The sequence below is a fragment of the Methylobacterium sp. J-092 genome (assembly GCF_022829325.1).
GTDB lineage: Bacteria > Pseudomonadota > Alphaproteobacteria > Rhizobiales > Beijerinckiaceae > Methylobacterium.
Genome location: NZ_JAKSXU010000095.1, coordinates 39,041 through 51,682, shown reverse-complemented (window position 1 = coordinate 51,682; position 12,642 = coordinate 39,041). Strand labels below are relative to the sequence as shown.

Sequence of the window (12,642 nt, the reverse complement as noted above, 5' to 3'; positions counted from 1 at the left end):
CGTCGGCAAGGTCGGCGCCGGCTCGGGAGTCGCCACGGCTCTAGAGGGTAAGCGCCCGCCCTGGCAACATTCGATCACACATCCGCCCGGCCCGTCCCGGGGTCGGAGCGCTCAGGCGCGGACCGGCACGGCCGTCGCGCCGCCTTCGGACGGGCTCGCCGGCCGCGCCCCGCACCGGCGGTCGATCGCCGCGTGCACCGGCTCCGGCCCGGAGACCAGGGCGATGTAGTCGAACCCGTCCGTGTCCAGGCTCGACATCAAGAGCTGGAAGTGCATCTGGAACAGGTTGAATCGTCGGCCTCGGATGAGACGATGCTCGATCAGGTCCTCCAGCCGGACGTAGCGCGTGGCCGGGCGCCCGCGGTCGGGCGAAGGAACGTCGGAGGCGGTCAGCGGATCGCGCAGGTGGATCGACAGCCAGTCCCACGGCGCGCGCACGTCGAGCCAGCGGATCTGGTCGGCGGCGGCGAAGCGCGCGAGCGCCGCCCGGAACTTCACCGCGGGGCGGTCGAGGGCGATCCAGGGGATCACGCTGCCCAGCGTCACGAACGAGACCGGCGTGCCGCGGGTGCCGAAGGCGGGATCGGCCGAGAGGATCCGGTCGAGCACCTCGACCCCGAGGAAGCTCGACGAGGAATGGCCGATCACCACGACCTCGTCGGCGGTGCCCTCGGCGGCGGCGATGCGCGCGGCCATGGCGTCGAGGCGCTCGGGCATCCGGGCTTCGCGGCCGGCGGCGTGGTCGTGGGTGAAGGCGGTGTCGTCGACGAGGTGGGCGCAGTAGAACGGCTTGCCGCGGGTGATCGCCATGATCCCGGCCAGGATCGCGTAGGCCGCGACCGGTACCGCGAGCCACGACCACGGCCGCCAGTCGGCCGGCAGCGCCAGCGGCAGCAGCGCGGCGAGCCCGAGGCTCAACGCCACGAACACCAGGAACAGGTACTGGACGCCGAAGATCACCATGGCGAAGCTGCGCCCCTCGCGGCGCAGGCGCCGCTCGTAGCCCGAGCGCCTGAGCCGCCACAGCAGGGCCGGCACCGTGAGGAGGCGCCGCCAGTTGGGGCGCGGGAAGCGCGCACGCACGATGTCGTCCCAGCGCAGCAGGCCGTAGCGCGTGCGGGTGCCCCCCGATTCGACGGTCCAGTCGAGGCTGAGGCGGTCGGCGCTGCGCGACGGGTCGCTCACCGCGATGTCGAGCCCGCGGCGCGCGGCCGTCAGCCGGCTCTCGCGACGGAAGAGGCCCCAGTAGGTCTCGGGCTGGCGCGGATCGAAGCCGGGCAGGTAGAAGACCTGGCGCCTGACCACCTCTTGCGGATCGGCGGTGGGCGTGTCGCTGAATCGGGTGATGACGGAGCGTTCCGGCGCTGTTGCTATCGAAGGATGCCGGCTCCCTACACGACGGCACGCCCCGGAGACGAGCGAAAAGACGCCGGCGTTATGACCCGTTGAAAAACTCGGGGGGCACCGCAAAGAGTGGCTTTCGGCCTGTCCGCTCCCGGGCGACGGATCGATCGAGGCGGACATCGCCACCCGCCCGCTCACGGTTGAGAGCGGAGAAGGCCGAGCCGCAGCGCGCGGGCGGCAGATTGTCCGCCGCCCCGCCTGCCTTGGCGTCCATCCCAGACTGTACAAAAGTCGAATGGCACCCAAGCGGTCATACGTATCCGATGGGGGTTGGCCGGACCGAGGAAGTTGACCTAGCTTGGGTCGGTCCGCGAAAGCCGCTGCTTCAACCGCAAACACCCGGCAGTGGGCCACGGCGATGCCGTAGGACGCCTTCCCGCGGTCAAGGTTCGCTTCCCGCGCGGAATTGCGTTTGCTCGACCACCACGGATGGCTGCGTCGGAGGAGCGCCCACGGCTCTCCGCACGTCTGGCGTGGGTCGCGAGAAGCTTGTCGAGCGAGCCTACAAGCTGAGACGTCGCCGATGCCGGCTCCGCCCGTCACGCCGCCGGGGGATGCGCCAGGAACTCGGCGATCGCGGCGACGAACCTTTCGCCGTAGGCCTCGCGCTTGCGCTCGCCGACGCCGTGGACGGTGCGCAGCGCGTAGAGATCCACCGGCTTGCCCTTGGCCATCTCGATCAGCGTCCGATCGGGAAACACCATGAAGGCGGCGATGTTGTCGGCGCGCGCGATGGTGGCGCGCAGGCCGCGCAGGTGCTGGAACAGGGCCTCGTCGGCCGGGCTCAGGTCGTCCGAGCCGGCGTCGCGCACGGCGCCCGCGCGGCGGCGCTCGCGCGGCTCGGCCGATTTCGGCTCCGGGTCGGGGCGGAGCTGCACCGGCTCGCGGCCGAACAGGATCGCCTCGCCCTTGTCGGTCATGGTGAGGCCGCCGTAGCCGTCGGTGTTCTCGGCCACCGCGCCGGCGGCGAAGAGCTGGCGCAGGATCGCGCGCCACGCGGCGACCGGCTTGTCGGCGCCGACGCCGAAGGTCTTGAGCTGCTCGTGGCCGTTGCGGCGGATCGGCTCGCTCACCTTGCCGTGGACCACGTCGCAGACATAGGCCGCGCCGTAGCGCTGCCCGGTGCGCACGATCGCCGAGAGGATCTTCTGGGCCGGGACCGTGCCGTCGACGAGCGTGACGCCGCCGCGGCAGAGGTCGCACCGGCCGCAATGGCCGCTGGCCTCGTCGAAGTAGGCGAGCAGCGATTGCCGGCGGCAGGCCGCGCCTTCGCACAGCGCGATCATCGCCTCGAGCTTGCGCCGCTCGACGCGGCGGCGCTCGTCCGGCACCTCCTTCTCGTCGATCTGGCGGCGGCGCAGGGCCATGTCGTCGAGGCCGTAGAGAGTCAGCGTGTCGGCGGGCAGCCCGTCGCGGCCGGCGCGGCCGATCTCCTGGTAGTAGCCCTCGACGTTGCCCGGCATGTCGGCGTGGCAGACGAAGCGCACGTCGGGCTTGTTGATGCCCATGCCGAAGGCCACCGTCGCGGTCATCACGACGCCGTCCTCCTGCAGGAAGGTGTCCTGGTTGCGCATACGCGTGCCCTGGTCGAGCCCGGCATGGTAGGGATACGCGTTGAAGCCGTCCTTCTTCAGGCTCTCGGCCAGCTGCTCGGTGCGCTTGCGCGACGAGCAGTAGATGATCCCGCTCTCGGAGCGGCGGTGCTTCAGGAAGCGCTCGATCTGCCGGGTCGGGTTGTCCTTGGCGGCGAAGGTCAGGCCGATGTTCGGCCGGTCGAAGGAGTGGACGAAGGTCTTGAGGTCGCGCCCTTGGGGAAACAGGCGCTCGGCGATCTCGGCCCGCGTCGCCTTGTCGGCGGTCGCCGTCAGCGCCACGGTCTGGACGTCGCCGAGCGCCTCACGGGCGCGGGACAGCGCGCGATATTCGGGGCGGAAGTCGTGGCCCCATTGCGAGACGCAATGCGCCTCGTCGACCGCGAGCCGGCGGACGCCCGCGCCGCGCAGCGCGTCCATGCAGCCGTCCATCAGCAGGCGCTCGGGCGAGACGAAGAGCAGCCGCAGCTCGTTCGCGCGGATCATCCGCCAGGTCTCGCGCGAGACAGATTCGGCCACCGACGAGTTCAGGGTCGCTGCCGCGACGCCGAAGCCGCGCATCTGCTGCACCTGGTCGTGCATCAGCGCGATCAGCGGCGAGACCACGACGGTGAGCGAATCCTCCACCAGCGCCGGCAGCTGGTAGGTCATCGACTTGCCCGAGCCCGTCGGCATCACCGCGAACACGTCCGCGCCCGAGAGCACCGCCTCGATCACCTCGTCCTGGCCGGGTCGGAAATCGTCGTAGCCGAAGGTGGTCTTGAGGGCGCGCCGCGCATCGTCGAGTCGTGAGGTCATGCCTGTCCCAGGTGAAACCACGGCTTGCCGCCGGGGTGCGTATACACTAACAGCAGATTGTCTACACGGAGGCGCGCGATGCCGCTGAACATCCGAAGCGAGGAGGTGAACCGCCTCGCCGACAAACTGGCGGCCCTCGCCCGGGTCAGCAAGACCGAGGCGGTGAAGATCGCGCTGGCCAACGAACTGGAGCGGCGGGATCGCGCCCTACCGCTGGCCGAACGGTTGCGGCCCCTGCTCGATGAGATCGCCGCCGTACCGCGAACGGGTCTGGAGGCCGACAAGGCCTTCTACGACGGCCTGAACGACGAGTGATGTTCGTCGATGCCTCTGCCATGGTCGCGATCATGAGCGCAGAGCCGCCAGCGGCGGCGTTGATCCGGTGCCTCGACCAAGCCGAAGCACCGATCACCTCGGCGCTTGCCGTCTTCGAGACCGTCATGGCCCTCTCGCGAAAGTTGAGTCAGGACGTCGCGAACTCCGAATCGCAGATCGAACGGTTCCTCCTGGCCGCCGGCATCCGATTGGTGCCGATCGCCGCGGCGGAAAGCCACGAAGCCCTCGCCGCGCATGCACGCTACGGCAAGGGCCGCGGGCATCCGGCACAGCTCAATCTGGGCGACTGCTTCGCCTATGCCTGCGCCCAGGTCCACGACGTTCCCCTGCTCTTCGTCGGCGACGACTTTCCGCAGACCGACATTCGCTCGGCGATGGCTTGAGGGTCAGCGCGCGACGATGGCGACGGCGGCGCCGGCCATGACCGTTCCGGCCCCACGATTGATCGCGCGACGGGCGCGAGACGACGTGAAGACCCGGCGCGCGCGGGCCGCGGCGAGCACATAGGCCGCCAGCACCGCACTCAGCACGACGACGATCGTCGCCGCGATCTCCGCGATGCCCAGCGGCGTGAGATGATCGAGGTCGACGACAGTCGGCAGCAGGGCCAGGAAGAACAGGATCACCTTCGGGTTGCCCAAAGTGAGGGTCAGTCCGCCGAGAAACAGGCGAACGGCGCCGTGTCCGGCCATGGGCGCGGCTTCGACCGCGTCGGTGCGGGCGGTCCAGGCTCCCCAGGCGAGATACGCGAGATAGATCGCGCCGACGTATTTCAGGACGACGAATCCGATCGCGAAGGTCTGCGCCACCATGGCAAGGCCCGCCACCGTCAGCGAGAACCAGATGAGATCGCCCGCGACGAACCCCGCCGCGAAGCCGATGATCCCCGGCGTCCCCCGCGCCAGCACCCGCGCCACGAGCGCGGCGATGCCCGGGCCGGGCGCGGCGACGGCGATGGCATAGACGGCGGCGAAGAAGGCGAGGCTGGACAGCGGCATCGTGGTCACGACGGTCGAGATCAGGGCCGCGCGATGCGCCCGTCGGCGATGCCGATCACATCGGCCCGCCCGCCGAGCTCGGCGAACATCGCCGCGTCGGCCCCGGTCATGAACACCTGCCCCGGCAACGCGTCGAGCGCCGCGAACAGGCCGGCGCGGCGGCGGGGGTCGAGGTGGGCGGCGACCTCGTCGAGGAGGATCAGCGGCGCGATCCCGCTCATCGCCCGCACCAGCTTGGCATGGGCGAGCACGAGGCCGATCAGCAGCGCCTTCTGCTCGCCGGTCGAGGCGGTGGCGGCCGGCACGTCCTTCGGGCCGTGGCGGACCACGAGGTCGCTGGTCTGGGGGCCCGACAGCGTGCGCCCGGCGGCGCGGTCGCGCGGGCGCCCCCGGGCGAGGGCGAGGCGGAAGCGGTCCTCCGCCTCGAGCGCCGGCCAGACCGCGACGAGGTCGTCGAGGTCGCCCTCCAGGCGCAGGGCCGCCCAGGGAAACGGCTGCGCGTCGTCGCGGGTCTCGTGGATCAGGCGATCCAGTCGCTCGGTGGTCTCGCGGCGGGCGAGCGCGACGGCGACGCCGAGCTCGGCGACCTCGCGCTCGATCGCGTCGAGCCAGCGGCCGTCGTTCGGGCGCTCCTCCAGCAGGCGGTTGCGCGAGCGCAGCGCCCGCTCCATCGCCGAGACGCGGGCGCCGTGGCCGGAATCGACCGCGAGCACGAGCCGGTCAAGGAAGCGGCGGCGGTCGCCGCCCGGCCCGCGGAACAGCCCGTCGAGGTCCGGCGTCAGCCAGACCACGCGCAGGAACTCCGAGAAGGCGACCGGGGAGGGCGCGCCGGCCCCGTCGATCCGGCAGAGCCGGCTGATGCGGCCGTCGAAGCCCGGCGGCTCGCATCCGGTCCCGAGGCGGTGCTCCGCCCCGTCGCGCGCCAGCGTCACCGAGACGGCGAACCCGCCGGGGCCGTCCTTGCGCGCCATCGCCGAGAACTCGGCCCGCCGCAGTCCGCGGCCGGGCGCGAACAGCGAGATCGCCTCCAGGATGTTGGTCTTGCCCGCCCCGTTCTCGCCGACGAGCGCGACGAAGCGGTCCGACAGCGGCAGGTCGAGATCGGCGTGGTTGCGGAAGTCGCGGGCTGTCAGGCGGGTGAGGCGCTGCGCATCCGCATCATCCGTCTCGTTCGATGCCCCACCCGAGTGCGAAACCGGTGCCTCGCTCACACCCGCATCGGCATCAGCACGTACAGCGCCGAGGCGCCCTCGCGGTCCTGGATCAGGGTCGGGGAGCCCGGATCGGCGAGCTTGAACAGGGCGGTGTCGCCCTCGAGCTGGCCGGTGATGTCGAGGAGGTAGCGGGCGTTGAAGCCGATATCGAGGCCGGCGGCCTCGTAGTCGACGTCGAGCTCCTCCGTCGCGCTGCCCGAATCCGGGTTGTTGACCGAGAGCGAGAGGCGGCCCTCCTGCAGGCCGAGCTTCACCGCCCGGCCGCGCTCCGACGAGATCGTCGAGACCCGGTCCACCGCCCGCGCGAAGGATTCGCGCTCGACGGTGAGGCGCTTGTCGTTTCCGGCCGGGATGACGCGCTGGTAGTCGGGGAAGGTGCCGTCGATCAGCTTGGAGATCAGCGTCACGCCGGAGGCGAAGCGCAGGCGGATCTTGGCGGGCGAGAGGTCGATGGCGACGCTGTCGCCGCCGTCGTCGACGAGCTTCTGGATCTCGGCGACCGCCTTGCGCGGCACGATGATGCCCGGCATGCCGGCGCTGCCCTCCGGCGCGTCGATCTCGACGCGGGCGAGCCGGTGACCGTCGGTGGCGACCGCGCGCAGCTTCAGCCCCTCCGCCTCGATGGTGTGGAGATAGATGCCGTTGAGGTAGTAGCGCGTCTCCTCGGTCGAGATCGCGAACTGGGTCTTCTCGATCAGGCGCTTGAGGTCGGCGGCCGCGATGCCGAAGCTGTGCGGCAGCTCGCCCGCGGCGAGGTCCGGGAAGTCGCCTTCCGGCAGGGCGCCGAGCGCGAAGCGCGAGCGGCCGGAGCGGATCGTCATCTGGCCGGACTCGCCGCCGGTCTCGAGCGAGACCTGCGCGCCCTCGGGGAGCTTGCGCACGATGTCGTAGATCACGTGGGCCGGCACGGTGGTGGCACCCGGATCCGAGACGTCGGCCGGCACGGTCTCGGTCACCTCGATGTCGAGGTCGGTCGCCCGCAGCTGGAGGCCGCCGTCGGTGGCACGCAGCAGCACGTTCGACAGGATCGGGATCGTGTTGCGCCGCTCCACGACGCGGTGCACGTGGCCGAGCGACCGTAGGAGGGCCGCACGCTCGACAGTGACTCTCATCGCAGTACTCTGAATGCTCGAAGGACCGTGCTCGAACGCCGCCGCGGCCGGCGGGTTCGGAGTTTGGCCGTTCAGCTTGGCGAAGCGGCGGCGCGAAGGCAAGGGCGCGATTCGTCCCTCGCACAGGGCGATCGGGGGCTGGACGGGCCGACGACCCGCCCCGCGCGTCCCGCCCCGCGAGAGGGGAGGGACGCAGCAGGATCAATCCTGCAGCATGCGCTTCAGGAGCTCGACCTCGTCGCCGAGAACCGCGTCCTCGCCGATCAGCTTCTCGATCTTGCGCACGGCGTGGAGCACCGTGGTGTGGTCGCGCCCCCCGAAGCGGCGGCCGATCTCGGGCAGCGAGCGCAGGGTCAGCACCTTCGACAGGTACATCGCGATCTGGCGCGGCTTCACCACCGCGGCGGTGCGGCGCTCGCTGAGGATGTCGGAGCGCGAGACGTTGTAGCGCGAGGCGACGAGCTTCTGGATGTCCTCGATCTTGATCCGCTTCGGCTCGCGGTTCTTCACGAGGTCGCGGATCGCGGTCTCGGCCGTCTCCATGGTCACAGCGGTGCCGGTGAGCGTGGCATGGGCCAGCAGGCGGTTCACGGCGCCCTCGAGGTCGCGGCCGTTGGCCGTGATCGCGCGGGCCACGTAGGTCGCCACCGCCGGCGAGACCTCGAAGCTCGGATGCGCCACCCGCACGGCGGCGAGCCGCGCGGAGAGGATCGAGGCGCGCAGCTGCTCGTCCAGCATCCCGATCTCGACCACGAGGCCGCCGGCCAGGCGCGAGCGGACGCGCTCGTCGAGCGCCTCGAGCTCCGTCGGCGGCCGGTCGGAGGCGACGACGACCTGACGGCCGGCATCGATCAGCGCGTTGATGGTGTGGCCGAACTCGGCCTGGATCGACTTGCCCTGGATGAACTGCACGTCGTCGAGGATCAGCAGGTCGATGCCGCGCAGGCGCTCCTTGAAGGCGAGCGCGTTCTGGGTCTTCAGGGCGTTGACGAAGCCGTACATGAAGCGGTCGGCCGTGAGGTAGATCACCCGGCGGCCGGCCTCGCGGCCGGCGTGGCCGATGCCGTGCAGCAGGTGGGTCTTTCCCAGGCCGACGCCGGCATGGAAGTAGAGCGGGTTGTAGAGCGCACCCTCGCCATCGTGGCGGGCGACGCGGTCGGCGGCGGCATGCGCCAGGGAGTTCGACCGGCCGAGCAGGAAGTTCGCGAAGGTGAGCCGCGCGTCGAGGGGCGCGCCGTTGAGCTCGCCGGCGATCTCGGCGCGCATGTCGGGCGCCGGGGTCGTCGGCATCGGGGCGGGCGTGCCGGCGGCGTGGAGGCGGGCGAGCGGGCCGCTGGTCGGGCCGGGCTTCGGGGCGCCGGGCGCCACCGGGCGGACGGGGGCGGTGGTGCCGCGCACGCCGACCTCGATGCGGCCGACCTCCTCGACCTCGGCCTTGAAGGTGTTCAGCACCCGGTCGAGGTAGTGCGACTCGATCCAGCTCTTCAGGAACCGGGTCGGCACGGTCAGGCGGGCGGTGCCGCCGACGACGCAATCCAGCTCCAGGCGGGCGAACCAGCTCGCGAACACGTCCTCGCCGAGCTCGGCCCGCAGGCGGCGTTTCACCCGTCCCCAGGCTGCGGCGGCCTCCGTGGACCCGTTTCCTCCGCCGCTTCCGCCGCCGCCCGACACGCTCTCGTCGACATGCATCACTGACACTCTCCTCGCACCGAGGACGGGAGACCCGCCGACGGGGCGTACGCACGCACACTGGAACACCCCGTGAACACGGGCGGGGCGCAAAAATCGGAGGGAGTCAACCCGTCCGACGACGCTGCTGGTCGATTTGAAGAGCCTATCAACAATTGCCTACGGTAGTTTTAACAGTGGGACTTGCGGGGAAAGCCTTGACCGCCACTTCGGCGAGTCGAGCGGAGTCGAAGCGACACACGATACGGCTTTGATTCGACGCATGATTCGGCTTGGTGGCGGAGATGCTGTGGGTTTGCTGGGGCGTGGTGAGGTTTTGTTAAGCTACACCCGCCCCGAAGACTCCGCAACGAAATGGATTTTTGAAAATGGGTTAACGCTTCGTCACGCGCCAAGCGCGGACAAGGCGCGAACATCGACCGCGCCCTCAGGCGCTTCCGGAGCGCGTCTCGACGGCGGTGTCGCGGGCAACGATCGGTCCGCATCGCCCAGGCTGGCGCCCGGATCTCCGCACTGCTCGACCCCGCGACGGCGACTGAACGACGGCATCGTGCCGGCGCGGCGCCGGTGCCCTCTCCCGTTCGGCAGGGGGACAGGGTCAAGGGGGCAGGGTGAGGGGACAGGGTGAGGGGACAGGTCCTTCCGGGCAGGTCTCACCCCGACCCCGACCCTCTCCCGGACGGGGGAGGGGGCCGTGCGGGCCTTCGAAGGCTCACCGGCTGCCATCATGCGCAAGATGCAGCAGCCCGCCTCAGGGGAGGGCGATCGCGGAGGGTACGCGCCTCGCGTCGAGCGCGCTCGCCGTCCCGACGAATGAGATCATGGCCGCGATGGCTCGGGCACACGAAAAAGCCCGGCGCGAAGGCCGGGCTTTTTCGTATCGGGACCTGATGGCGCGTCGGCGGTGCCGACAGCGGCCGCGCTCAGGCGGCGGCGGCCAGGGCCTTCACGCGGGCGGCGAGGCGCGAAACCTTGCGCGAGGCATTGTTCTTGTGAACGATGCCGCTCTGGGCGGCCCGCATGATCTCCGGCTCGGCGGCGCGGAGCGCGCTGAGGGCGTCGGACTGCACGCCCGCGGCAATGGCCTCCTCGACCTTGCGGACGAAGGTACGCATCCGGGAGCGGCGCGAGCGGTTGATCGCCGTGCGCTTGGCGATCTTGCGGGTCATTTTCTTGGCCGACACGGTGTTGGCCATGGGCATCCTCGTATCAAAGGGCGGGGACCTTCGAGCTCGGGGAGCCTCGGATCGGTCTGCGCTGGGTGTGGCGAATGGCGAAGCCGACGACGCGTGCAACCGCACGGGCCCTCGGCAGAGCCGGCTCTATAGCCACGGGACGCCGCGTCGTCAACGCGGATCGGCGCATCCGGCTTGATCGCGCCGGGCCGGCCCGGGATGATACCGGGCGATCCGGGGAGGGACCAGCGTGGTGCACAGGGTGAGCGAGGCGGATGCGGCTCGCATCGCGGCGTTCCGTCCGGCCTCCGGCATGGAGACGCCGCGCTTTGCCGGCGTGGCGAGCTTCATGCGGCTGCCCTGCCGCGATCCGCGAAGCGCCGATGGCGTCGAGATCGGCCTCGTCGGCATCCCGTTCGACGGGGCGACCACGAACCGGCCGGGCACCCGCCTCGGCCCGCGCGGCGTGCGCGAGGCCTCGACCGGCACGCGGGCGATCAACCATGCGAGCGGGCTCGCGCCCTACGCGCTGGCGGCCTGCGCCGACCTCGGCGACGTGCCGGTGAACCCGATCGACGCCGGCGAGACCTGCCGGCGGATCGAGGCGTTCATGGGCGGACTCAGAGCGGCCGGCATCGTGCCGCTCGGCGTCGGCGGCGACCACCTGATCAGCTATCCGATCCTCCGGGCGCTCGGGCGCGACCGGCCGCTCGGCCTCGTGCACATCGACGCCCACAGCGACACCGACGACGCGCAGTACGGCGGCACCCGGCTCACCCACGGAACCCCGTTCCGCCGCGCGGTGGAGGACGGCGTGCTCGATCCGCGGCGCTGCGTGCAGATCGGCATCCGCGGCAGCATGGATGCGGCGGACGAGCGCGACTGGGCCTGCGCCCGGGGCATCCGCGTCATCACCATGGAGGAGGCCGCCGGCCGCGGCATGCCGGAGGTCGCGGCCGAGGCCCGCGCCATCGCCGGCCGCGGCCCGACCTATCTCAGCTTCGACATCGACAGCCTCGACCCGGCCTATGCGCCCGGCACCGGCACGCCGGAGATCGGCGGGCTGACCACCCGCGAGGCGCTGGCCCTGCTGCGCAGCCTGCGCGGCCTCGACCTCGTCGGCGCCGACCTCGTGGAGGTGGCGCCCCCCCTCGACCCGTCGGGGCTCACCGCGCTCACCGGCGGCCAGCTCGCCTTCGAGATCCTGTGCCTGCTCGCCGACGCGGTCGCCGCACGCCGGGCGGCGCGGGCGGACGCCGATCAGGCGAGCGAGAACCGGTAGGTCGTCGCCGACGCGAAACGCTCGCCGGGCCGCAGCACCACCGGCGGGAAGCCGGGGTGGTTCGGGGCGTCGGGGAAGGCCTGCGTCTCGAAGCAGACCGCGTCGCCCGAGCGGTAGATCCGGCCGCTCGGGCCGATCAGCGTCCCGTCGAGGTTGTTGCCGGTGTAGAGCTGCAGGCCCGGCAGCGTCGTCGCCACGTCGAGGCGGCGCCCGCTCCCCGGCTCGATGCAGGTCGCCGCCGGCCGCAGCCGTCCGTCCGCATCGCGGAGGACGAAGCAGTGGTCGTAGCCCTTGGCGATCGCGAGTTGCGGATCGCCCTCGCGGATGCGCCGGCCGAGCGCCATGCCGGTGCGGAAGTCGAACGCCGTGCCGGCCACCGGCCGCAGCGTGCCGGTGGGCACCTGCGTCGCGTCGGTCTCCAGCACCGCGTCGGCCGGGATCGTGACGACGTGACCCATGACGTCGCCGGCGCCTTCGCCCGCCAGGTTGAAGTAGCCGTGGTTCGTCAGGTTGAGCACGGTCGGGCGATCGGTATGCGCGCGGTAGTCGATCCGCAGCGTCCCGTCCTCGGGCAGGCCGTAGGTCACCGCGACGTCGAGGTTGCCCGGAAATCCCTCCTCGCCGTCGGGCGAGCGGCGCGCGAGCGTCAGGTGCGCGTCATCGACCGATTCGACGCGCCACATCCGCCGGTCGAAGCCGCGCGGCCCGCCATGCATCGCGTTCGGCGGCTCGTTGATCGGCAGGGCGTAGGCGTGGCCGTCGACCGTGAAGCGCCCCTTGGCGATGCGGTTGGCGAAGCGCCCGATCAGGCCGCCGAAATGCGGGCTCTTGGTCTCGTAGCCCGCCACCGTATCGAGGCCGAGCACGACGCTGCCGACGCGCCCCCCGCGATCCGGCGTCTCGATCGCGGTGACGATCCCGCCGTAATCGAGCACCTGCACGCGCAGCGGCCCGCGCACCAGGGTGAAGCGCGTCACCGTCTCCCCGTCCGCCGTCCGTCCGAAGGTCTCGCCCGTCATCGCCCGTTCCCGTCCCGTGACGC

General features: G+C 71.4%; 11 protein-coding genes. 3 read left to right on the top strand and 8 right to left on the bottom strand.

Annotated features, from left to right (window positions below; genetic code table 11):
- Positions 1-111: 111 nt before the first annotated feature.
- Both MKK60_RS10700 and recQ read right to left on the bottom strand, forming a co-directional pair.
- Entirely contained in the window at positions 112-1,305 is a 1,194-nt protein-coding gene (locus MKK60_RS10700; RefSeq protein WP_147842995.1) for a hydrolase, read from the bottom strand.
- Positions 1,306-1,943: 638 nt separating this feature from the next.
- Positions 1,944-3,794 (bottom strand): DNA helicase RecQ, encoded by a 1,851-nt coding sequence (gene recQ / locus MKK60_RS10695; protein WP_147859671.1) that lies wholly within the window; start codon positions 3,792-3,794, stop codon positions 1,944-1,946.
- A 78-nt stretch (positions 3,795-3,872) separates the two neighbouring features.
- Between recQ and MKK60_RS10690 the strand changes: the two genes are divergently transcribed.
- Together MKK60_RS10690 and MKK60_RS10685 are read left to right on the top strand one after the other, a co-directional pair.
- Positions 3,873-4,109, top strand: coding sequence for a type II toxin-antitoxin system VapB family antitoxin (locus tag MKK60_RS10690; protein ID WP_147729277.1), 237 nt, complete (start codon positions 3,873-3,875; stop codon positions 4,107-4,109).
- Positions 4,109-4,513 carry a type II toxin-antitoxin system VapC family toxin gene (locus MKK60_RS10685; protein WP_147729276.1) on the top strand — a complete coding sequence of 135 codons (405 nt, stop codon included), beginning with the start codon at positions 4,109-4,111 and terminating at the stop codon, positions 4,511-4,513. The genes MKK60_RS10690 and MKK60_RS10685 overlap by 1 nt, the downstream gene beginning before the upstream one ends.
- Positions 4,514-4,516: 3 nt before the next feature.
- Here the strand turns inward: MKK60_RS10685 and MKK60_RS10680 are convergent, their stop codons facing one another.
- From MKK60_RS10680 to rpsT, 5 genes are all read right to left on the bottom strand, one after another.
- A complete protein-coding gene (locus tag MKK60_RS10680; RefSeq protein ID WP_243985696.1) occupies positions 4,517-5,128 on the bottom strand; it encodes a LysE family translocator in 612 nt (203 codons plus the stop codon).
- A 20-nt stretch (positions 5,129-5,148) separates the two neighbouring features.
- Positions 5,149-6,261: a DNA replication/repair protein RecF gene (recF, locus tag MKK60_RS10675; RefSeq protein WP_243985695.1), complete on the bottom strand. Its 1,113-nt coding sequence runs from the start codon at positions 6,259-6,261 to the stop codon at positions 5,149-5,151.
- Positions 6,262-6,335: 74 nt separating this feature from the next.
- On the bottom strand, positions 6,336-7,454 hold the full coding sequence (dnaN, locus tag MKK60_RS10670) for a DNA polymerase III subunit beta (protein WP_147844487.1): 1,119 nt from the start codon (positions 7,452-7,454) through the stop codon (positions 6,336-6,338).
- A 201-nt stretch (positions 7,455-7,655) separates the two neighbouring features.
- A complete protein-coding gene (gene dnaA / locus MKK60_RS10665) occupies positions 7,656-9,143 on the bottom strand; it encodes a chromosomal replication initiator protein DnaA (RefSeq protein WP_243985622.1) in 1,488 nt (495 codons plus the stop codon).
- Positions 9,144-10,066: 923 nt separating this feature from the next.
- Positions 10,067-10,339: a 30S ribosomal protein S20 gene (gene rpsT, locus MKK60_RS10660; protein WP_147728871.1), complete on the bottom strand. Its 273-nt coding sequence runs from the start codon at positions 10,337-10,339 to the stop codon at positions 10,067-10,069.
- Positions 10,340-10,631: 292 nt separating this feature from the next.
- On the opposite strand from rpsT, the gene speB reads away from it, so the two are divergent.
- On the top strand, positions 10,632-11,600 hold the full coding sequence (gene speB / locus MKK60_RS10655) for an agmatinase (protein WP_243985694.1): 969 nt from the start codon (positions 10,632-10,634) through the stop codon (positions 11,598-11,600).
- Here speB and MKK60_RS10650 read toward each other — a convergent pair.
- Positions 11,579-12,619, bottom strand: coding sequence for an aldose epimerase family protein (locus MKK60_RS10650; protein ID WP_243985613.1), 1,041 nt, complete (start codon positions 12,617-12,619; stop codon positions 11,579-11,581). The genes speB and MKK60_RS10650 overlap by 22 nt on opposite strands.
- Positions 12,620-12,642 lie beyond the last annotated feature (23 nt).

Bases quoted from the DNA above. Each gene is read 5' to 3' on its own strand.
- recQ (WP_147859671.1), bottom strand. From the start codon at position 3,794: ATGACCTCACGACTCGACGATGCGCGGCGCGCCCTCAAGACCACCTTC.
- MKK60_RS10690 (WP_147729277.1), top strand. From the start codon at position 3,873: ATGCCGCTGAACATCCGAAGCGAGGAGGTGAACCGCCTCGCCGACAAA.
- MKK60_RS10685 (WP_147729276.1), top strand. From the start codon at position 4,109: ATGTTCGTCGATGCCTCTGCCATGGTCGCGATCATGAGCGCAGAGCCG.
- MKK60_RS10680 (WP_243985696.1), bottom strand. From the start codon at position 5,128: ATGCCGCTGTCCAGCCTCGCCTTCTTCGCCGCCGTCTATGCCATCGCC.
- dnaN (WP_147844487.1), bottom strand. From the start codon at position 7,454: ATGAGAGTCACTGTCGAGCGTGCGGCCCTCCTACGGTCGCTCGGCCAC.
- dnaA (WP_243985622.1), bottom strand. From the start codon at position 9,143: ATGCATGTCGACGAGAGCGTGTCGGGCGGCGGCGGAAGCGGCGGAGGA.
- rpsT (WP_147728871.1), bottom strand. From the start codon at position 10,339: ATGGCCAACACCGTGTCGGCCAAGAAAATGACCCGCAAGATCGCCAAG.
- speB (WP_243985694.1), top strand. From the start codon at position 10,632: ATGGAGACGCCGCGCTTTGCCGGCGTGGCGAGCTTCATGCGGCTGCCC.
- MKK60_RS10650 (WP_243985613.1), bottom strand. From the start codon at position 12,619: ATGACGGGCGAGACCTTCGGACGGACGGCGGACGGGGAGACGGTGACG.